The organism is Paraflavitalea sp., from assembly GCF_059502485.1.
In genome coordinates this window covers 1,735,014-1,756,913 of record NZ_JCACET010000008.1, presented here as the reverse complement: position 1 = coordinate 1,756,913, position 21,900 = coordinate 1,735,014, and the positions used below count along the sequence as shown (strand labels likewise).

Sequence of the window (21,900 nt, the reverse complement as noted above, 5' to 3'; positions counted from 1 at the left end):
TATTAAGACGAGAAATGACAGACTTTAAACGATACCTGGTAACCGCAGCGCTGCCCTACGCCAATGGACCTATCCACATTGGCCACATTGCAGGCTGTTACCTTCCGGCCGACATCTACGTACGCTACCAGCGTGCCCGCAAAAGAGACATTAAATTTATCTGTGGCAGTGATGAACATGGCGTTCCCATTCAAATACGCGCCATGAAAGAAGGCACTACCCCACAGGCAGTCGTTGATAAATACCATAAGATCATGGGAGATACCTTTCAGCAGATGGGCATCTCCTTCGATATCTATTCCCGTACCTCCAACAAGATCCACCACGAAACAGCGGCGGCCTTCTTCAAAAAGATGTACGATGATGGACTCTTTGAAGAAAAAGAAACAGAACAATACTTTGATGAGAAAGCCAATACCTTTTTGGCCGATCGTTATATTGTAGGAACCTGCCCTGTGTGCGGCAATGAAAACGCCTATGGTGATCAGTGCGAGCGTTGTGGCTCTTCCCTGAGCCCCGATCAGCTCATCAACCCACGCAGCACCCTCAGCGATGCTACGCCCATCAAAAAGGCAACCAAACACTGGTACCTTCCCCTCCAGAACTATGAGCCCTGGCTCAGAGAGTGGTTACTCGAAGGACATAAAGAGTGGAAGAATAACGTATACGGCCAATGCAAAAGCTGGCTGGAAAACGGACTACAACCACGCGCCATGACGCGCGATTCCAGCTGGGGTGTAAAAGTGCCTCTGCCCAATACAGAAGGCAAAGTACTCTACGTGTGGTTCGACGCACCAATTGGTTATATCAGTGCCACAAAAGAATTGACAGACCAATGGGCCGACTATTGGCAAAAGGATGATACGAAGCTGGTACACTTTATTGGCAAGGACAATATCGTGTTCCATTGCATTATTTTTCCTGCGATGCTGAAAGCGCATGGCAATTTTGTATTGCCCGACAACGTACCTGCTAATGAGTTCCTGAATATAGAAGGCGAAAAAGTATCCACCAGTCGCAACTGGGCTGTATGGGTTGATCAGTACCTGCTTGATTTTCCTGAGCAACAAGATATCCTACGATATGTACTCTGCTCCAATGCGCCGGAAACAAAAGACAATGACTTTACCTGGAAAGATTTCCAGGATAAGAACAACAGCGAGCTGGTATCCATCTTCGGCAACTTTGTGAACCGCACCTTTGTGCTCATGCACAAGCTTTGCGGCGGCAAAGTACCCAACCTCCACACCGATGTTGCCGACAAGGCCGATGAAGATATGATCGCAGAATTTGAGGCTACCAAAACAAGGGTAGAGAACCTGCTGGAACAATATAAATTCCGCGAAGCCATCTTTGAGGTGATCGACCTTTCCCGCAAAGGCAATAAATACATGCAGGAAAAAGAACCCTGGATCGTTGCCAAGTCATTAGAAACAAACCCCGAGAAGCAGAAGATCATTGACAACTGCCTGCACATCTGTCTGCAGTTGACAGCCAACCTTGCCGTGCTCATCAACCCATTCCTCCCCTTCACTGCAAAGAAAATGTTGCATATGATGAAGGTGGTAGATAAGATGCTCGATTGGGAAAATGCGGGCAAAGCCAAACTACTCAGCGTTGGATACAGCCTGCGTGAACCACAATTACTCTTCCGCAAAATCGAAAAAGAAGAAATAGAAGCACAGATCGAAAAGCTGCATGCCAACATGGTGAAGCCAGCCACAACCAGCGATCCTGCAGCCAAGAAAGCAGCGAAGGATGCCAAGGCCGCGGCAGCCAAAGCAGCCGATACAAAAGCAACCACAGCTACGGAAGCAACTGACACTGCTTCGCCAGCTTCCAACACAAAAGCTGAGATCGTTTACGACGACTTCGCTAAGATCGATCTCAAAGTAGGCACCATCCTTTCAGCAGAGAAAGTGGCGAAGGCCGACAAACTGTTGAAGCTGGAAGTAGACCTCGGCTTTGAAAAACGTACGATCGTATCAGGCATAGCTCTTCACTTCAGTCCTGAAGAAATAGTTGGCAAGCAGGTAGTAGTTGTTGTCAACCTGGCGCCGCGCAAAATGAAAGGAATAGAAAGCAACGGCATGATCCTGATGGCAGAAGACAAGGCAGGCAAACTGCACTTCGTCAATCCCGATACCAAAGTCGACGAAGGCTCCGGCGTTAGTTAATAACATAACACACATTATACAGCCCCGGCACAACCACGCCGGGGCTTTTTTGTTATTGGTAGTCCGTGAGGCGACAACAAAACAACCGCACTCACCATTCACCACTCACAATTCACAATTATGAAATACGGATTCATTGGCCTCGGAAGCCTCGGTACCCCCATCGCTATCAACCTGCTCGACAGTGGACACCAACTCTACGTATACAACCGCACCATCGCCAAAGCTCAGCCACTCGAAGCCAAAGGCGCCATCGTGTGCGATACAGTAGCAACACTCGCCAAAGAATGCGATATCATATTCACCATGGTAGCCGACGACGCAGCATTAAAAGACATTACTACCGGGCCAGAAGGATTATTACAACACCTGAAACCCGGCAGTCAGCACATCTCCATGAGCACTATCCTCGCGCAAACAGCAGGAGAACTGGCAGCTCTGCACCAGGAGAAAGGACAACATTACCTGTCATCACCGGTATTCGGCCGGCCCGAAGCCGCCGCAGCGCGGAAACTGAACTTCGTAGTATCCGGCCCGAAAGAACTACGCGAAAAAGCAACACCTCTCTTACAGCAAGCAGGAGGTGCAGGCGTTTGGGATTTCGGAGATGATATCCTCGCCGCCAATACCATTAAACTCTGTGGCAACTTCCTTATTGCTACGGCCCTCGAAGCCATTGGCGAAAGCGCCATGCTGGCAAAACAAAGCGGCGTAGATGCACACAAAATGTGGGACTTCTTCTCCCAGACCATTTTTAACGCCCCCATCTACCAGAACTACAGCAAGATCATCCTGAACCAACAGTTTGAACCGGCAGCCTTTACCGCCAAACTCGGCCTCAAAGACCTCAACCTGGTACTGGCACAGGGAGCAGCCGCCAAACAGCCCATGCCCATGGCAGAACTACTTCAAGGGCATCTTATCAGCCTGGTAAACAGTGGGAAAGGGGCCATAGACTGGAGCGCCGTATCGCTGGGTGTAAAAAATGACGGTTAAAGACAACCACAATACTTAATACCCAATACCCTTTTTTATTCCGGCTTTTTTATTACCTTCGGGTCAAATAGTTGTTTAACTAACTAATTATTCTATGTCAAAACGGCTCATCAGAAAGGTTGCAGTGCTGGGAAGTGGAGTCATGGGATCGCGCATCGCTTGTCATTTCGCAGGAGTAGGTTTACAGGTCTTATTGCTGGACATAGCCCCGAAGGAGCTGACCGAAGCAGAGAAAGCCAAAGGCTTGTCTACCGATCACCCTGCTGTAAAAAACCGCATCGTTAACGAAGCATTGGCCGCAGCCATCAAGTCCAATCCTTCGCCCGTATATACAAAAGACGTCGTAAAGAAAATAAAGACCGGCAACTTCACCGACAACATGAAGGACATTGCCGACTACGACTGGATCATAGAAGTAGTGGTAGAAAGGCTTGATATCAAACAGCAGGTATTTACCGAAGTAGAAAAATACCGCAAGCCCGGAACCCTCATCACCTCCAACACCTCTGGCATCCCCATCCACCTGATGGCCGAAGGCAGGAGTGAAGACTTCAAAAAACATTTCTGCGGAACACACTTCTTCAATCCGCCGCGTTACTTACGATTACTGGAAATAATTCCAACACCCTATACTGATCCCGCTGTAACAGAATTCCTGTTGCACTACGGTGATCTCTACCTCGGCAAAACAACGGTGTTGTGTAAAGACACACCCGCCTTCATTGCCAACCGTATCGGCGTATACGGCATCATGGCCATCTTTGGCCTGGTAGAAAAAATGGGACTTACCATCGATGAGATAGATGCCCTCACAGGCCCTATCATCGGCAGGCCCAAATCAGCTACTTTCCGCACAGCCGATGTGGTAGGTATCGACACCCTGGTTAAAGTAGCCAAGGGCGTACACGACAACTGCCCCAACGACGAAGCTAAAAATACCTTCACCATCCCTGCCTGGCTCGACAAAATGGTAGAGAACAAATGGCTGGGCGATAAGACCGGTCAGGGCTTCTTTAAAAAGACCAAAGGCGGCGGTGGAGAGAAAGAGATACTGGTGCTCAACCTGAAAACACTGGAATATGAGCCCCGTAAAAAACCGAAGTTCGCTACTGTAGAAGCTGCCAAGCCCATCGACGATCTCAAAACAAGGCTGAAAGCCCTGTGCACAGGCATGGACAAAGCAGGCGACTTCTACCGTCATTTTCATTACGGATTATTCTCCTATATATCCCACCGTATACCAGAGATCAGCGATGAGATCTACCGCGTAGATGACGCCATGATGGCCGGCTTCGGATGGGAAATAGGCGCCTTCGAAAGCTGGGATGTGCTCGGCGTGGAAGGCTCTGTCAAAAAAATGAAAGACGCCGGCTATGCAGTAGCCCCCTGGGTGGAAGAGATGCTGGCAGCCGGCATTAAAACATTCTACAAAGTAGACAACGGCAAAAGGTTATACTACGACATCGCATCCAAAGACTATAAGACCTTCCCGGGTGGCGAAGCCTTCATAGTCATGAAGAACTTCGAAAACCAAACGGTATGGAAAAACAGTTCGGCCCGTGCCTACCACCTCGGCGATGATGTGATCGGCCTGGAATGGTATACCAAAATGGGCAGCATCGGCGGAGAAGTACTCGAAGGGATACAAAAATCAATTACACTCGTCGAAAATAAGTACAAGGGTTTGGTGATTGCGAATGAAGGTGCTAACTTCAGCGCCGGCGCAAACGTAGGCATGATCTTCATGCTGGCGATAGAGCAGGAATACGATGAGCTGGACATGGCCATCCGCCTTTTCCAGAACACCATGATGCGGGCCCGGTATTCTTCCGCACCAGTAGTAGTAGCGCCACATGCATTATCGTTGGGAGGAGCTTGCGAGCTTAGCCTCCATGCCGATAAAGTATGTCCTGCAGCCGAAACCTACATCGGCCTTGTAGAACTCGGGGTTGGCCTCATCCCCGGCGGCGGCGGCACCAAAGAGTTTGTATTACGGGCTGCCGATGAAATGCATGAAGATGAGCCAGAGACCATCACCTTGAAAAACCGCTTTCTCACGATTGCTACAGCCAAAGTAGCCACTTCTGCTGCCGAAGCCTTTGAACTCGGCATCCTGCGTAAAGGCCATGATGAAGTAATACTCAACCAGGGTCGCCGAATAGCAGAAGCTAAAAAAAGCGTATTAGAAATATATGATAGTGGCTATGTAACGCCTGTACAGCGTACTGATGTAAAAGTATTGGGACGTTCAGCCCTCGGTGCTTTATACGCCGGCATCAACGGAATGTGGCGCGCGGGATATGCTACCGATCACGATGTAGTGGTAGCTAAAAAACTGGCCTATGTAATGTGTGGTGGCGATCTCAGCGAGCAATCCTCCGTTACAGAACAGTACCTCCTCGACCTCGAAAGAGAAGCATTCCTCAGCCTGTGCGGGGAAAAGAAAACACTCGAAAGAATACAAAGCGTACTTAAAAGCGGAAAGCCGGTACGCAACTAAACACAAGTCTGTTACACGTTCAATATAGAAAAGGGTCACATGAGAAAGCCCAGGGCGCAACCTCCAATGGTTGCGCCTTTTTATTTGCCAATTAATCAATATCTTGAACAAGTAACATGTCACCCTGAGCTTGTCGAAGGGCCGTCGAAGCCTAACTGAAACAAACAACCTTAACCCGACCAAACCACAAACCATAAGCCTATTATGGGAGAAGCCGAACTCAATAAAGCTACCCGGCAGTTGATCGTACATTCCGTATTCTATATATACGGCGATGCAGCCACACCCGAACTGACCACCAGGATCGCCCACGATATAGCCACCTGCTGGAACGAACCCCAGGCCACTATCACCATTAAAAACGAGCCATACGCCCTTCACTTCAACATTGAAGGCATCTATGCTCCGGAACTATCACCCGACAAAGTCTGGTACAACGACCAGCCGCGGCTCAACTACTTCCGCATTGAAGAATATGTAACCGGTAACATCTCCTTTGTAGATGAGATAGGATGCAACACAGGTTATTTTAAACTGGCCAACCTGCTGCAAACACCTACTACCGCCGCCCATGAATATGGCCACACCCTCGGACTGGTACACCCTAAAAACCTCGATATCCGCGGAGGAGGCTTACCCGGCATCATGTACCCCCGCGGCACGATCTGCGATCCGCAATACCAGTACTCTCCCACTGCTGTGCCGGGAAAGGACGGAGGCACCCTCGACCCACAATACCGGAAAGTACTCCCTTCCGATATTGCCTTGTTGAAACTCCACAAACTGCATTTCAACCAGCAGGGTCTGGCTACCGTAGGCGAGTTTTCCAGCATGTATCATGAAAAACATATACCGGAAGACTTTCAACAGTAAAAAGAAAACACCATCTTTATAGATAAATGCCCATACATGGCCATCCTCACAGTTGAAAACCTACATAAGAACTACGGATACATACAGGCACTCAAAAACGTTTCCTTTACTGTTCCCAAAGGATCGGTATTTGGAATACTGGGGCCAAACGGAAGCGGCAAAACAACTTTGCTTGGCATCATCGTAGACATCCTGAAAGCCACCTCCGGCACCGTGAAACTCTTCGATGAAACGCCTACCCGCGAACACCGCAAGCAGATCGGCACCTTCCTCGAAACGCCCAACTTCTACCATTACCTCAATGCTGTACAGAACCTCGAAATAGCCGCCGCCATCAAAGGCCACGGCAAAGAAGATATAGATTATGTGCTTAAGGCAGTGAGCCTCGACCAGCGCAAGACCTCCAAGTTCAGCACCTATTCGCTGGGCATGAAACAAAGGCTGGCCCTTGCATCCTGCATGCTCGGCAACCCTGAAGTGATGATCTTCGACGAACCCACCAACGGCCTCGATCCGGTAGGCATAGCCGAAACAAGAGAGCTGATCAAAAAGCTCAACAGGGAAGGCAAGACGATCATCATGGCCAGCCACCTGCTCGATGAAGTAGAAAAGGTATGTACGCATATGGCCATCCTGCAAAAAGGAACACTCATCGCTCACGGCCATGTAGATGAAATACTGGTACAGGAAGACATCGTGGAAGTAAGTGCGGCCAACACTCAATCACTGATGTCGACGCTGCAGTCTTATCCTGGCGTGGGTAAGATAAGCATGAATGAACAGCATGTAGAGGCATTCTTCCCTACCGGCACCGCCAACCTCGAAGCAGTCAACCAATACTGTTTCGACAGAGGGATCATCCTCAACCACCTCCGGTTGCGCAAAAAGAGCCTTGAAGCCAAATTCTTTGAACTCACCCAAAACAACAAATGATCATGCTGAAACTACTAACTATAGAATGGCTGAAGCTAAAGAACTACCGTACGTTTTGGATATTATCTGGCTTATACTTACTCAGCATTGTCGGGCTCAACTTTATAGTGTTCCGTATACAACAGGCCATTTATGAGGCCAAAGAAGCAAAAGGCATGGCTGAAATGGTATTGGGAGCAACCCCCTATTCATTTCCCATTACCTGGCAAATGACACCCTATGTATCCAGCTTCCTGCTGTTCATACCCGGCCTCGTGATGATCATCAGCGTTACCAACGAATACAGCTACCGCACCCACCGGCAGAACATTATAGATGGGTGGACGCGTCGGGAATTCATCCTGGTAAAAATAATGGTAGCACTGATACTGGCACTTGCTTCTACCATTATGGTCGTCATCTCAGCTGCCATCTTTGGCTTTGCAGATGGCAACAGATCCTTCAGCCTCGATAACCTTGAATATATAGCCTTCTTTTTCCTACAAGCCATCAGCTATATTATGGTAGCCTTACTCGCCGCCGTATTGTTCAAACGAGGCGGTTTGGCCATCGGTATTTACTTTCTCTATTCACTCATCATTGAGAACGTACTCAAGGGACTGCTCAACTTCAAAGCAGGAACAACTGCCGGCAGGTACCTGCCGCTCCAGTCAACCGATGAGCTGATTCCTCTTCCTATTTTGCAGAAAGTACAGAACCAACTCGTAGCACCACCCAATCAAACAGTGATGCTGGTGGTAGCGCTGGTATATCTCTCGGCCTACATATTCTTTACCATTCGTAAATTCGAAACAGACGATCTGTAAACATTAATGCTTCGTGAGGTCACCTAATGCTGCCTCCACAGTGGGATACAGGAATTGAAAACCAGCCTGACTGATCTTACTGTTGCTGACTGTGGCACTCTTGAGCACTTCCACACTCATGCCACCCAGCATTAACTTTAATACGAAAGAAGGAACATAGAAAGGAATATAAAAACGGCCTTTGATCTTTTCGGCCAGCTTAAGCATAAAATTCCTGTTGGTAACCGGCTGAGAAGCTACGGCATTGTATACGCCATGCAGTTCCTCATGCTCTATGGCATATACTATTAGTCGGGTGAGATCGTCGACATGGATCCAACTGATCACCTGCTTGCCACTACCCAGAATGGCAGCCACACCAAAACGTACAGGCATCTTAAACTCTTTCAGCGCACCCCCCTCATTACTCAGCACAATCCCAATACGGAATTTGATCAGGCGCTTGCCGAGCTCCTGCACGGGATCTATACTGGCCTCCCACAACCGGCAGGTTTCACCAAGGTATTCAGTATCTACAGGATCATCTTCGGTAAAAGCATTACGGCCAGGCTTTCTTTTAACATCATCACCATACCAGCCAATGCCCGAAGCGCTGATCACGGCCTTTACCTTATTGGCATTTTCTTTCAGCGCCTTTACCAGCAACTCGCCACCCTGCACACGGCTGTCGATGATCTCCTGTTTTCGTTTTGCAGTCCAGCGCTTATCGGCCACGCCGGCTCCTGCCAGATTGATAATATAATCAGCTTTTTGAATAGCTGCTACATCGATCTCCTGCTTTGCAGGGTCCCAATGCGCAACAGTAGATTTAGGATTACCGGAAGCAGATTGCCCCCGGGAAAGAATAATAATGGAATGTCCTTTATCGATCAATAATTTACTTACTGCCCGTCCGATCAAGCCCGTGCCTCCTGTAATGAGAATAGTAGCCATAACCTGGAAGTTTTAGAGTACAGTTTGCGCTTCAAGTTACAGCAGATAACTGATAAAAAATCTGCAAACCTGTAAGGACCATTTAATTCTATTATCTTTAACGGGACACCCCTTTTATGCTACTCTTTAACAACACTAAACACACCACATGAAATTTACAGCCCGGCAAATAGCCGACCTTCTGCAAGGACAAATAGAAGGCGACGAGAACGTTCTGATCAGCAAATTATCCAAGATCGAAGAAGGTGAACCTGGTTCCATCTCCTTCCTGGCCAATCCGCTGTACACGCCCCATCTTTACAAAACCAATGCTTCGCTGGTGATCGTAAGCAAGGATTTTGTGGCAACAGCACCCATTACCGCCACCCTGGTAAGAGTAGCCGACCCAGGTGCTGCCTTCACCAAACTGCTGGAGATGTACAACCAGGTAAAATTGAATAAGAAAGGCATTTCCAAAATGGCTTTTATCGCAGAAAGCGCTACCGTGGGAAAAGACATTTATGCCGGTGAGTTTTCCTTTGTGGGCGAGCATGCAAAAATAGGCAACAATGTAAAGATATACCCACAGGTATATATAGGTGACAATGCCGTGATCGGAGATAATACTACTTTGTTTGCAGGTGTGAAGATCTATTCAGAGACCGTTGTTGGCAAAAACTGTATCATTCACTCCGGCACCGTGATCGGAAGTGATGGCTTCCGCTTCAATCCACAGAACGACCACCAGAAAGTGCCGCAGATCGGCAACGTGATCATTGAAGACGATGTGGAGATCGGCGCCAACTGCGCTATCGATCGTGCTACCCTGGGCTCTACGATCCTACGCAAGGGAGTGAAGTTTGATAACCTTATCCATATTGCGCACAATGTGGAAGTGGGAGAGAACACTTACTTCGCAGCACATGGTGTTGTTGCCGGTTCTACCAAGATCGGTAAGAACTGTATGTTCAGCGGACAAGTGGGCATCGTAGGTCACCTGCAAGTAGCCGACAATACCATCATCACGGCCCAATCCGGTATTTCCAAAAGCATTACCAAAGCAGGCGAAACCTATATGGGCTCACCGGCCTTCGACGCCAACAAGTACCGAAAGGCCTTTATCCACTTCCGCAACCTGGATGCCCTGGTACAACGGGTGAACCAACTGGAAAAACAACTGAACCAGCCTGCATAAACAGGCCTTTTATAAAAAAATCCCTCCTGAGGAATCAGGAGGGAAACAACTAAAAACAACAATCGCTGCATGTTTAAATAGACTTCATTTTTTGCAGGGACTTGAGGTACAGAACAAGTTAATCGGGCTTCTTGCCATCAAGGAATGTGTTGATGGTAGATATCTGCCCGTTATTATTTTCATCAGCCTTGACTTCGACGTTACTGTAGAAACTCTCTACGTTGGTGATGGTGTTGTACAATTCCAAATTGCGGCGGATGTAAGCCGGCACAGTTTCAAACTCATTGTTAGGATCGGCACCATTGATGTTGAATGACAGATTACGTAATTTCTGTATTCTCTCAGCTGCCCGGCGTTTTTGTTCCTCTGCTTCGTCTTGCGGAGCAAGATCCTCAACAGGGGTATTCGCCATAACAATTGGGTGAGGTTGGTAGGCCCCAGGCTCCTCCGCCGCTGGAATGTCATCTTTGAATACAAGTTGCATGTCGTTGGAAGGGTCATCTTCCTGGGTTGTGTTTGCAACCGGATTCAAGACAGGTTCCTTCACAGGAGAATAATCAGGGATGGATTCCTCTGCTTTCGGTTCTGCATAAATATTGGTAGGCCTGGCCAGGTATCCTCCGGACGCTGCAGACGCCGAAGAATTATTTTTACTGCTATGTGTTGTATTGTTATTAGAAGACGCCTGGTTAGATACGTTCGTGGCGGGAATTTCGACAGGGTTGGATGGCTGCGAAAGTACCCATTCAATCTTTTCCTCGGGCTTTTCTTCAGAGGTCTTTTTGTCCACAGTATTTTTACTATCCTCATTCGTAAAAAGCTCAAGTGGTTTAAACTTAGGAGTAGGCTCTGCCTCCACCAGTTTAGGCGCAAGCTCTTCTTTTATAGTCGGTTCTACCACAGCCGGCTTCTCCTTTTTAGGCTCGATAACAGCCACTTTAGGAGCTTCCTTCGCCATCGTTGGCTTAGGTTCAGGTTGGGTATTTAATGACAATACGATCTTTTCTTCTTTTTTGGGAGCCGCTTTCTTCTCCTCCTTTTTGGTAAAAGGGTCCTTGTATTCAAAACCGGTAGCGATCAGCGTAATGCCGATCTGGTCACCCAGCGAACTGTCATAACCCATACCGAGGATCACGTCAGTACCCTCACCGGCATGGGACAATAAATAATTTTGAATAATATCTACCTCATCCATGGTGAACTCATGTTCGCCTTCGGCAGAGTTGATATTGATCAGTATCCATTTAGCACCGCTGATCTCATTATCATTCAGCAGCGGAGAATTCATAGCCTCTTCGATAGCACGTTGAGCCCTGCCTTCACCACCGGCAGCCGAATTACCCAGGATGGCCACACCACCATTACGCATAACGGTGCATACATCGGCAAAGTCCACGTTGATCTGACCTGTACTGTTAATCACATCGGTAATACACTTGGCTGCAGTAGCCAGTACGTTATCAGCTTTTGCAAAAGCCTCTTTCATCTTCAGGTTACCAAACTGATGACGCAGCTTATCGTTGCTGATCACCAGCAGCGTATCTACATACTGCTTCATCACACGGATACCTTCTTCAGCTTGCAGCTGACGCTTCTTACCCTCGTAAGAGAAAGGCGTAGTTACAATACCTACAGTGAGGATACCCAGGTCACGACATATCTTGGAAATGATGGGTGCGCCACCGGTACCAGTGCCACCACCCATACCGGCAGTGATAAACGCCATCTTGGTATTTACTTCCAGGATACGCCTGATCTCTTCCAGACTCTCTTCAGTAGCCTGACGGCCAATATCGGGGTTGGCGCCTGCACCGAGCCCTTGCGTAAGGTGCGGTCCCAATTGAACCTTGTTAGGTACGTTACTGGTGGCAATCGCTTGCGCATCCGTATTACAGATAATGAAGTTCACACCTTCGATCTGCTGACCGAACATGTGATTAACAGCATTACTGCCTCCACCACCTACACCAATGACCTTGATGATAGATGATTTTTCCTTCGGAAGATCAAAATGAATCATAGCTTTCTTTTTTTGTCTCACCAGGCCTTACTCTCCACGAAAGCCCGTCCGGAGACCATTAAAAATTAACAGGTTAGTAGTAAATGAAAAGTACCAATCAGTGACCTTTCATAGGGAAACGGTGTAGTGCATGCTATATGCACTACTCAAGATTCATGCCTTTATAAAGCGTGATCCTCTTCTTCTTTGAACAAATCAATAATACCGTCCTTGAACTTGCCCCAGAAATCCTTAATGCCCTTTCTATTTTTTATCCTTTCAGTCTGTGTTTCTTCTTCAGTAGTAACTACAGGCTCTTCTACTTCTATTGTTTTCTTCAACGTCTCCGGAACTTCTACCTTCCTGAAACGGTTTTCAAACAGCTTGCGGTTATGCTCATAATCACTGTAGCCTTTTAAAATAAGACCGATACAAGTAGCGTAAGTAGGCTTGGCCAGCTCTTCAATATGACCAGCAGCCAGGTGCTCCGTAGGGAAACCGATACGTGCATTCAGGCCGGTCACATATTCAGTAAGCTGGATCAGGTGCCTCAGCTGAGAACCACCACCCGTCAATACCACACCACCATTCAGCGTACGATTATCCAATCCCACTTGCTTCAGGTGGTATGTCACAAAGTCCATGATCTCACTCATACGCGCCTGGATGATATTGGCCAGGTTTTTCACGCTGATCTCCTTGGCTGGCATACCGCGCAAACCAGGGATAGTGATAAAGGCGTTGCCCCTTGCTTCGTTGGCCAGCGCACTACCAAACTGCACCTTCATCTGCTCGGCTTGTGTTTTCAATACACCCAAACCGGTCTTGATATCATTGGTAATATTCTCTCCACCAAAAGGAATAACGGCTGTGTGCTTCAGGATACCTTCATAGAACACAGCGAGGTCGGTAGTACCACCACCGATATCGACGATAGCTACACCAGCCTCCAGGTCTTCCTGTCCCATTACGGCAGCAGCAGAAGCCAGCGGTTGCAACACCAGGTCCTTCGTGATCAAACCACTCTTCTCAACAGAGCGGCTGATATTACGGATAGCATTCTTATCACCCGTAATGATATGGAAGTTGGCGCCCACCTTCACACCGCCATACCCGATGGGGTTAGGGATGTTCTGGAAATTATCTACAGTAAACTCCTGCGGGATCACATCGATGATCTGGTCACCGGCAGGGATGTACGTTTTATACTGGTCAGCAATCAGCTGATCGATCTCGCGCTGGGTAATTTCTTCTTCATTCTGGTGGCGAACAATATCACCACGCGTTTGAAGGCTCTTGATATGATGACCTGCAATACCTACATACACCTCGCTGATCTCCAGGTTGGGGTTGGAAGTATAGCAATTCTCCAAAGCCATTTGGATGGCCTTGATGGTTTCATCGATATTCAATACTTGTCCATGCTTCACACCATTGGAGTTGGCGCGGCCAAAGCCAATGATCTCCAGTTTGCCGAATTCATTCTTCCGGCCGGCAATCGCTGCGATCTTCGTCGTGCCAATATCCAATCCGACGATGATGGGTTGTTGCTCGTTGTTCATGCTATCCTGTTTTTAGTTGTTGGTATGATTGATTAGTCGCTTGTTTTCATAGAAGGTTAACACTTCATTCCTAACTCTTCTTGGGCATCACCGCCTTGGGCTGTCCCTTCTTTGCTGGCGGCGGCTTCGAACTTGTCGGCTTCGAAGCCGGTTTCTTCTTTACGGCTTTGGTCGAGGTTTCATAGGATGGGTCTTTCGTAGGAGAATTTTTACGGTTTGAATCATTCGTTCGCTTCAGGGCAGTCGTCACAGGTATGGGTGGTTTTTCAGTGATTGTGGGTTTAGCCGGTGAATTGTTTACCGACGATAACACTTCCTGAGACCTTCTTTGATCCTGACTGTTGGCAGAATCGATCAACGCTGTTTGAGCCGAAGCGATCAGGCTTTGAACACTCCGTGCCGCCTGCACAGAGTCGGTCCGGCTTACATAACCGCCTTTTTTGACGCCGATGACCTGCCTGTCGTATTGTACATTTATCCGTTCGTATACATCCATGCCCGTTTTACTCAGCACCATCTTGTAGAATTGCAGCAATCGTCCGAACTTCTTATCAAAGTCTGTACCATCGCCAAACTCGATGATGTGGTTACCAACCATCGGGATCATTTCAAACCTTCTGTCGGGCAGAATATCCGTTTGTGCTATCTGCGCCATCCAGAAAGGATCATGCTGAATGAAAAGACTTACCTGTTTTATATGCTGCAACAAAAGACTATCAGCCTTACCCACCCGCTCTTTATCTGTCAGGAAACCGGTGAACACCGGCAGCCTTGCAGAAGTCTTATCCGATAAAGGAAGTCTTTCGCAGCTGCTGTCGATATAAAAACTATTCCCGGTCACCGTAAAGATGCGCGCAATAGGTTCGCGCTCCACGATCTTTACCTGCAGCACCTCGTTATTATCAAAGAACAATTCCGCATCTTTGATCCACACATTCTTTTGCAGGCGCTCTTCCATGCTGCGCAGGTCAAAGCGCTTCAGCGATCTGCCTTTCAGCACCGTTGCGCCATTGCCTGTAAGAATGTCCACCACCTCTTTCTTATTCATGAACCATTGCCCATCGGCGCCGGCCATCGATATCTCATAACCTGAACAGGTTTTATCCTTCCTGTTCCTGATAGCCGCCACCAGCAATACAACCACACCAGCCCCGATGATACACCAGAGGCCGAACACCAACATCTTCCTGATATGCCGCTTCACTTTCATTTATCAACTTCGATGATCTTCTTTATAGGTTGTACCAGCGTATCGATATCGCCCGCACCTGCTGTTATCAGCAACCACCCACCGTGGTTAGCGTCCTCACGAACCGCTTTTATCTTTCCTTCCACCCACTTCAATAACTCCTCTTTATTTAATAACTGTTTGCTCTTATTCTTCATCCGGCTCAGCAGCATCTGGCTGGTCACTCCTTCCATCGGCAACTCACGCGCCGGATAGATCGGCAACAAAGTCACCTCATCGGCCATGTCCAGCGTAGCGGCGAACTCGTCTGCAAAGTCGCGGGTCCTGCTAAACAGGTGGGGCTGGAATATAACCGTACAAAGCATGTCCGGAAATAAATTCCTGGCGCCTGTTATCAATGCCCTCAACTCTTCGGGGTGATGCGCATAATCATCCACAAACACCACCGCGTTCTTCTTTTCTGCAGCAACGGGCAACTCCTTCACGATGTACTCAAACCTGCGTTTCACACCCCGGAAACTGGCCACCGCCGCTTTTATCTTATCATCAGCGATACCCAATCGATGTGCTACTGTTATCGCTACTGTCACATTCTCGATATTGTGCAGGCCGCCCATGTTCAACACTACGTTCTCCAGCTTCCAGTCTTTCATCACTACGTCGAACGTGTAACTCCCCTGCTGCCTGCGAATATTGGTAGCATGTACATCTGCCCGCTCATCCTGTAAACTATAAGTAAGGTGGTTGGCGGTCTTTAACTCACCCGACCGCTTCAAACCATACTTGCTCAACAACAACCCACCAGGCTTCACCTTACCGGAAAACTCGATGAATGCTTCTTCCATCGCTTCCGGCGTACCATAGATGTCCAGGTGATCGGCATCCATCGAAGTGATCACTGCAACATCAGGGCTCAGGCGTAAAAAGCTCCGGTCATACTCATCGGCTTCTACCACGCACACGTTCCGCTCATTACTCCAGTAGTTACTGTTGTAATTAACAGCAATACCACCGAGGAAAGCATTGCAGCCATAACCACTGTCCTGCAACAGGTGGGCAGTCATGGTGCTCACGGTGGTCTTACCGTGGGTACCTGCCACACAGATATTAAAAGAACTATTCGTAATCAACCCCAATACCTCGCTACGCTTCATCAGGGTGTAATTGTTCTGCTGATAATACACCAACTCTTTGTGCGCCTTGGGAACAGCCGGCGTAAACACGATCAACTGAGCATCCTGCGGCGCCAGAGACAGGTCTTCTTCATAATGAACCGGAATCCCTTCTTCCACCAGCTTCTTCGTGAGCGGCGTTTCCGTTTTATCATACCCACTCACCTGGCGGCCATGAAACTTGAAATACCGCGCCAGCGCACTCATCCCGATCCCACCTATTCCTATAAAGTAAACCTTCTGTATATCTTTCAATTCGATCATAACGTCACTGTGAAAATGAATTGACAACCTTCAGAATCTCCCTTCCAATCACTTCATCTGCATTCGTAACGGCCAGCTTCCCGATGTTCTCCTTCAGCGTAGCCTGTTGCTGTTCATTCTTAGCCAGCTCGATCGCCGTGTTCACTAACTTGTCTTTTGCTTCGCTGTCCTTCACCATGATGGCCGCTTGCTTATTCACCAGGTGTTGTGCATTCACCGTTTGGTGATCTTCCGCGGCAAAGGGAAAAGGCACCAGCACAGCCGGCTTCTTCACCACACACAGCTCGGCAATCGCCATCGCTCCTGAACGGGAGATCACTACATCAGCCGCCGCATAAGCATATTCCATCTGCGTAATAAAACTGTTCACCCAGATATTCTTATTCTCTACAGCCCGTTCAGCAGCTTTCTCTGCATAGGGCTTACCCGTTTGCCAGATCAATTGAATATTGTTCTTTGCAAACAGGTCTATCTGTCCGTCCAGCGCTTCGTTGATCCCTTTGGCGCCAAGACTACCGCCGGTGGCTAATACTGTTTTCTTAGCCGGGTCCAATCCAAAGAACTCCATACCCTGTTCACGACTGATGGTATTGCTTACGATCGTGCTGCGTACCGGGTTACCGGTAATCATCAGCTTATCAGCCGGAAAGAATTTATCCATGCCATCACTCGCCACAAAAACCCGGGTAGCTTTCTTACCCAGCATCATATTCGATTTACCGGCAAAAGAGTTGCTTTCATGAATGAAAGTAGGGATACCCTTTGCCTGTGCATATCGCAATACCGGGAAGCTGGAATAACCACCCACTCCTACCACTGCATCCGGCATAAAATCAGTTACGATCTTCCTTACCTGGAAAAAGCTCTTGATCAGTTTAAAAGGCAGACCGATGTTTTTGATCAGTGAACTTCTGTTGAAGCCCGCAATATCCAGTCCCTCGATGGGGTAACCAGCCTGCGGCACTTTTTCCATTTCCATCTTCCCCTTCGCACCAACAAACAAAATATCTATAGACGGTTCTATTTTCTTCAGTGCATTGGCAATGGCAATGGCCGGGAAAATATGCCCGCCGGTACCACCACCTGCTATGATGACTTTTTTGTTCAAGCTGCTTCAGTTTTTTCGGGTACTGCCTTGCCTTCCGATTGTTCTACATTCCTCGCCACGCTAAGAATAATACCAATGGACAGACAGGTAAACAGGAACGAGCTACCACCCATACTCACCAACGGCAGGGTTACCCCCGTTACCGGGAACAGGTTCACATTTACCGCCATGTTGATCAGCGCCTGTATCACCAGTGTGAAGCTCAACCCCAACGCCAGGAAAGCGCCGAATGCATAAGGACACTTTTTAAATACCCGTATGCTCCTCAAGAGGAACAACAGATAGATCAAAATGATAAAAGCGCCACCCACAATACCATACTCCTCTATAATAATGGCAAAGATGAAATCGGAATAAGGGTGCGGCAGGAAATTCCTCGTCTCACTGTTGCCTGGTCCTAAGCCCAGCATACCACCTTTGGCAATCGCTATCTTGGCCTGATCCGACTGGTAGTTTGCATCTTTATTATCAGCATCCTTATTATCGTACACGAAATTCTGCACCCGCTTGATCCACGTTGGTAGACGGGCAACTTCAAAAACAGCAGGCAGCTCTTTCGACTTCCCCTCTGCTTTATCATAATAAGCAACAGCTATCGACACCAGGATGACTACCGGAATGGCCACGATACCAATGGTCATCAGCAAATGCTTTGTATTTACCCGGCCAATAAACATCAGCATCATGCTGGTGGCGCCTACCAGCAAAGCGGTAGAAAGGTTGGCCGGAGCGATCAGCACACAAATGACAACGACCGGCAACATCACCGGCAGAAATCCTTGTTTAAAATCTTTTATCTTATCCTGCTTCTTACTCAGCAGCCGGCTCAGGTACATGAACAGGGCCAGCTTGGCAAGATCGGAGGTTTGGAAAGTAAGGTTGATGATCGGCAGCCTGATCCAGCGGCTACCTTCATTGAGGCTTACGCCAAAAAACAATGTATAGATCAACAGCGGGATGGATATCAAAAACAATATCCTCGCCACCCTTGAATACAAGGTATAGTTGACCCGATGCGAAAAATAGATCACGGCCATTCCTACAATGATGAACATGATCTGTTTGAACAGGTAGATCTCCGTGTTGCCACGGTTATATTTATAAGCCAGCAAGCCGGTAGAGCTATACACTACCAGCATGGATATCAACGCCAACACAAGCACGATCGCCCATATAGCCTTATCCCCCTTCGTCTTGCTCAAAAGGCTACCGGGGCTTCTGCCAATAGAAGCCATTTCTTCAAACCGTATATCTTTTGAGTTACTCATTACATTTTCATCCCTTCCCATCACCATTCACTTTTGTCTTCCTCTCACACCTCACGTTTCACTTCTCACGCTCTTACAACTCTCTCACCGCCGCCTTGAACTGCTCTCCCCTGTCCTCATAGTTCTTGAAGAGGTCGAAGCTGGCGCAGGCAGGGCTCAGCAATACTATATCACCTTTATTAGCCAGGTGAAAGGCAGCTTGTACCGCTTCCCGGGCACTACCCGTATTCACCATTACCTCTACATCATTCTGAAAAGCCTCATGTATCTTCCGGTTGTCAACGCCCATGCAAACAATGGCCTTTACCTTTTCCTTCACCAGGTCAGTCAGCAGCGAATAATCGTTGCCTTTGTCAACCCCGCCCAGGATCAGGATCGTGGGCTTTTCCATGCTTTCCAATGCATACCAGGTGCTATTCACATTGGTAGCTTTGCTATCGTTGATAAACTGTACGCCGCGCACGGTGGATACGGTCTCCATCCGGTGTTCAAGGCTCTCGAACGTCTGTACAGCATCACGGATCTTCTCCTTACGGATACCGATCATAGAGCCGGCAATACCTGCAGCCATGGTGTTATATTGATTGTGTTTCCCTTTGAGGGCAAAATCATAAATACTCATCTGAACCTTCTCGTCGCTGGCAGCGATCGTCATTTTCCCATTTTGAATAAAAGCGCCGCGGTTAATTTCTCTGCTCATAGTGAATGGTAGTAAGTTAGATTTGATTGCAAAGCCTCCCAGGTACTGCATCGTCACAGGGTCATCCTCACAATAAATAAATACATCTTTTTCTGTTTGATTCTCGACGATCCGGAACTTACTGTTGATGTAATTCCGGAACTGGTAATCATAGCGATCCAAATGATCCTCCGTGATATTGGTCAATATGGCGATGTCCGGTCTGAAAGTCTGAATATCGTCCAGCTGAAAACTACTGATCTCTGCTACGTATACCGGCTTTGGAGCAACTGCCACCTGTTTGGCAAATGAGATCCCGATATTGCCTACAAGCGCCGCATCCAATCCACCCACTTTACAGATGTGGTACACAAGTGAAGTGGTGGTGGTCTTTCCATTACTACCTGTAATACCTATGATCTTGCTGTCACCCTTATACCGGTAAGCCAGTTCTATTTCGCTGATCACCGGTATACCCTGCTTCCTGATCTTCTTCACCAGTTCATTCTTCTCAGGAATGCCCGGGCTTTTCATTACCTCGTCGGCGTTTAAGATGTCGGATTCTGTATGCTTGCCAGCTTCATACGCAATACCGTAAGATTCCAGCTCTGCGCGGTAATGGTCTTTAATAGCCTGGCCATCGGATACAAAAACATCATAACCTTGTTGCTTGCCCAATATGGCTGCACCCACGCCGCTTTCACCAGCTCCAAGTATTACCAAACGTTTGCTCATAAGTACAAAATGGTACTATCCACGAATCGGATTAAAGGGGGTTTTTCGGTAGTTTGAACTTTATCCAACTACTCTACTATGTTGGTTTTTCGTAAGAGGAACTTGTGATACTTACTGATCAGAGGCAAAAACCTATACTACTATATATAAACTACTTACCTGATCTTCAATGTTACGATCGCGAACACGATACACAGTATGGTCACAATCCAGAACCTCGTCACAATCTTCGCTTCATGGTATCCCAGCTTCTGGTAGTGGTGGTGCAGGGGACTCATCAGGAATATCCGTCGCCCCTCCCCATACTTCTTCTTCGTGTATTTGAAATAACTTACCTGCAAAGTCACACTCAATATCTCTACGAGGAATACGCCGCAGAAAATCGGGATCAACAACTCCTTCCGCACGATAATGGCCAGCGCCGCAATGATACCTCCCAACGTTAAGCTGCCCGTATCACCCATGAACACCTGCGCCGGGTAGGCATTGTACCAGAGGAATCCCACACAGGCTCCTATCAGGGCACCGATGAAGATGGACAACTCACCCAGGTTGGGGATGTACATGATGTTGAGGTATTCCGCAAACCGCAGGTTACCACTGGCGTAGGCAAAAATGCCCAGACATGCCCCGATAATCGCACTCACTCCCGCAGCCAATCCGTCTATACCATCCGTTATATTGGCGCCATTCGAAACAGCCGTTATGATAAAGATCACCACGATCACATACAGTATCCAGGTCAGTCCCCTTACCGCTTCCGGCAACAACTTCGCATAGTTGAACTCGTGCGACTTCACAAAGGGGATCGTCGTGATCGGTTCATTCGCTTCAACAAAATATTTCGTCTTACCGTCGAACGTTCTTTTGATGATGGTGCTGTCGTTTGCCTTTACATCGCCAGTATACTCTCTCCACACTTTGGTATTCTCGTTGAACATCAACACCAATCCTACTACGATACCCAGTACCACCTGTCCTAATATCTTGAACCATCCGGCCAAGCCGTCTTTGTCACCTTTCTTATAAGGAATACCCTGTGCCTGTGCAATCCTTTTTGCCCGCAACTTGAGGTAGTCATCGATAAAACCAACTATACCCAGCCAGATCGTGGTAAAGATCATTACGCGGATATAGGCTTTGTGCAAGTCGGCCAGCAATAAAGTAGGCACCAGGATCGCCATGATGATGATCAAACCACCCATGGTTGGTGTACCTTTCTTCTGTTGCTCACCTGCCAGGCCCAGGTCACGAACCGTTTCACCCACCTGCCTTTTACGCAGGTAATTGATCAGCTTTTTACCAAACACAGCCGAGATCACCAGCGATAAGATCACCGCTATCAACACCCGGGAGGTAATGAACTGGAACAGTGCACTACCCGGGAACTTTACACCACTTTCTTTGAACCACTCAAATAATGAATACAGCATGTTGGTTGGTTTGACCAAGAGTTAAAGAGCAGAAAGAAAAAGGAAGAGGTAAGCAGCTTTCTTCAGGGTTTCTCAGATCATTCTTAGCGTTCAATTACT

At 47.9% G+C, this 21,900-nt stretch carries 16 protein-coding genes; 7 read left to right on the top strand and 9 right to left on the bottom strand.

Features of this window, described 5'->3' with window-relative positions; all coding sequences use genetic code 11:
- Positions 1-14 precede the first annotated feature (14 nt).
- From metG to AC5JBY_RS09795, 6 genes are all read left to right on the top strand, one after another.
- The gene (metG, locus tag AC5JBY_RS09820) at positions 15-2,177 is read left to right on the top strand and encodes a methionine--tRNA ligase (protein WP_495904403.1); all 2,163 of its coding nucleotides are present in this window, start codon (positions 15-17) and stop codon (positions 2,175-2,177) included.
- A gap of 120 nt (positions 2,178-2,297) precedes the next feature.
- Positions 2,298-3,173, top strand: a complete 876-nt coding sequence (locus tag AC5JBY_RS09815) for an NAD(P)-dependent oxidoreductase (protein ID WP_495904402.1) — start codon at positions 2,298-2,300, stop codon at positions 3,171-3,173.
- A 94-nt stretch (positions 3,174-3,267) separates the two neighbouring features.
- A complete protein-coding gene (locus AC5JBY_RS09810) occupies positions 3,268-5,673 on the top strand; it encodes a 3-hydroxyacyl-CoA dehydrogenase/enoyl-CoA hydratase family protein (RefSeq protein ID WP_495904401.1) in 2,406 nt (801 codons plus the stop codon).
- Positions 5,674-5,877: 204 nt separating this feature from the next.
- Positions 5,878-6,546 (top strand): peptidase M10, encoded by a 669-nt coding sequence (locus tag AC5JBY_RS09805; protein ID WP_495904400.1) that lies wholly within the window; start codon positions 5,878-5,880, stop codon positions 6,544-6,546.
- 36 nt (positions 6,547-6,582) lie between these two features.
- Complete coding sequence (locus AC5JBY_RS09800) at positions 6,583-7,479, top strand: ABC transporter ATP-binding protein (RefSeq protein WP_495904399.1); 897 nt, start codon at positions 6,583-6,585, stop codon at positions 7,477-7,479.
- A 2-nt stretch (positions 7,480-7,481) separates the two neighbouring features.
- Positions 7,482-8,285, top strand: a complete 804-nt coding sequence (locus AC5JBY_RS09795) for an ABC transporter permease (protein WP_495904398.1) — start codon at positions 7,482-7,484, stop codon at positions 8,283-8,285.
- Between the two features lie 3 nt (positions 8,286-8,288).
- On the opposite strand, the gene AC5JBY_RS09790 is transcribed toward AC5JBY_RS09795, so the two are convergent.
- Positions 8,289-9,218 carry a TIGR01777 family oxidoreductase gene (locus AC5JBY_RS09790; protein ID WP_495904397.1) on the bottom strand — a complete coding sequence of 310 codons (930 nt, stop codon included), beginning with the start codon at positions 9,216-9,218 and terminating at the stop codon, positions 8,289-8,291.
- Between the two features lie 148 nt (positions 9,219-9,366).
- Here AC5JBY_RS09790 and lpxD point away from each other — a divergent pair, with 148 nt between their 5' ends.
- Positions 9,367-10,392 carry a UDP-3-O-(3-hydroxymyristoyl)glucosamine N-acyltransferase gene (lpxD, locus tag AC5JBY_RS09785; protein WP_495904396.1) on the top strand — a complete coding sequence of 342 codons (1,026 nt, stop codon included), beginning with the start codon at positions 9,367-9,369 and terminating at the stop codon, positions 10,390-10,392.
- 118 nt (positions 10,393-10,510) lie between these two features.
- Here lpxD and ftsZ read toward each other — a convergent pair whose 3' ends face one another.
- From ftsZ to mraY, 8 genes are all read right to left on the bottom strand, one after another.
- Positions 10,511-12,412: a cell division protein FtsZ gene (ftsZ, locus tag AC5JBY_RS09780; protein ID WP_495904395.1), complete on the bottom strand. Its 1,902-nt coding sequence runs from the start codon at positions 12,410-12,412 to the stop codon at positions 10,511-10,513.
- A 161-nt stretch (positions 12,413-12,573) separates the two neighbouring features.
- Positions 12,574-13,953, bottom strand: a complete 1,380-nt coding sequence (ftsA, locus tag AC5JBY_RS09775) for a cell division protein FtsA (protein ID WP_495904394.1) — start codon at positions 13,951-13,953, stop codon at positions 12,574-12,576.
- 70 nt (positions 13,954-14,023) lie between these two features.
- Positions 14,024-15,163 carry a cell division protein FtsQ/DivIB gene (locus AC5JBY_RS09770; protein WP_495904393.1) on the bottom strand — a complete coding sequence of 380 codons (1,140 nt, stop codon included), beginning with the start codon at positions 15,161-15,163 and terminating at the stop codon, positions 14,024-14,026.
- Positions 15,160-16,578, bottom strand: a complete 1,419-nt coding sequence (gene murC, locus AC5JBY_RS09765; protein ID WP_495904392.1) for a UDP-N-acetylmuramate--L-alanine ligase — start codon at positions 16,576-16,578, stop codon at positions 15,160-15,162. The genes AC5JBY_RS09770 and murC overlap by 4 nt, the downstream gene beginning before the upstream one ends.
- 4 nt (positions 16,579-16,582) lie before the next feature.
- A complete protein-coding gene (gene murG / locus AC5JBY_RS09760; RefSeq protein ID WP_495904391.1) occupies positions 16,583-17,686 on the bottom strand; it encodes an undecaprenyldiphospho-muramoylpentapeptide beta-N-acetylglucosaminyltransferase in 1,104 nt (367 codons plus the stop codon).
- Positions 17,683-18,954, bottom strand: a complete 1,272-nt coding sequence (locus AC5JBY_RS09755; protein ID WP_495904390.1) for an FtsW/RodA/SpoVE family cell cycle protein — start codon at positions 18,952-18,954, stop codon at positions 17,683-17,685. The genes murG and AC5JBY_RS09755 overlap by 4 nt, the downstream gene beginning before the upstream one ends.
- A gap of 73 nt (positions 18,955-19,027) precedes the next feature.
- Entirely contained in the window at positions 19,028-20,368 is a 1,341-nt protein-coding gene (gene murD, locus AC5JBY_RS09750; RefSeq protein WP_495904389.1) for a UDP-N-acetylmuramoyl-L-alanine--D-glutamate ligase, read from the bottom strand.
- Positions 20,369-20,523: 155 nt separating this feature from the next.
- A complete protein-coding gene (gene mraY / locus AC5JBY_RS09745) occupies positions 20,524-21,801 on the bottom strand; it encodes a phospho-N-acetylmuramoyl-pentapeptide-transferase (RefSeq protein ID WP_495904388.1) in 1,278 nt (425 codons plus the stop codon).
- Positions 21,802-21,900: the final 99 nt, after the last annotated feature.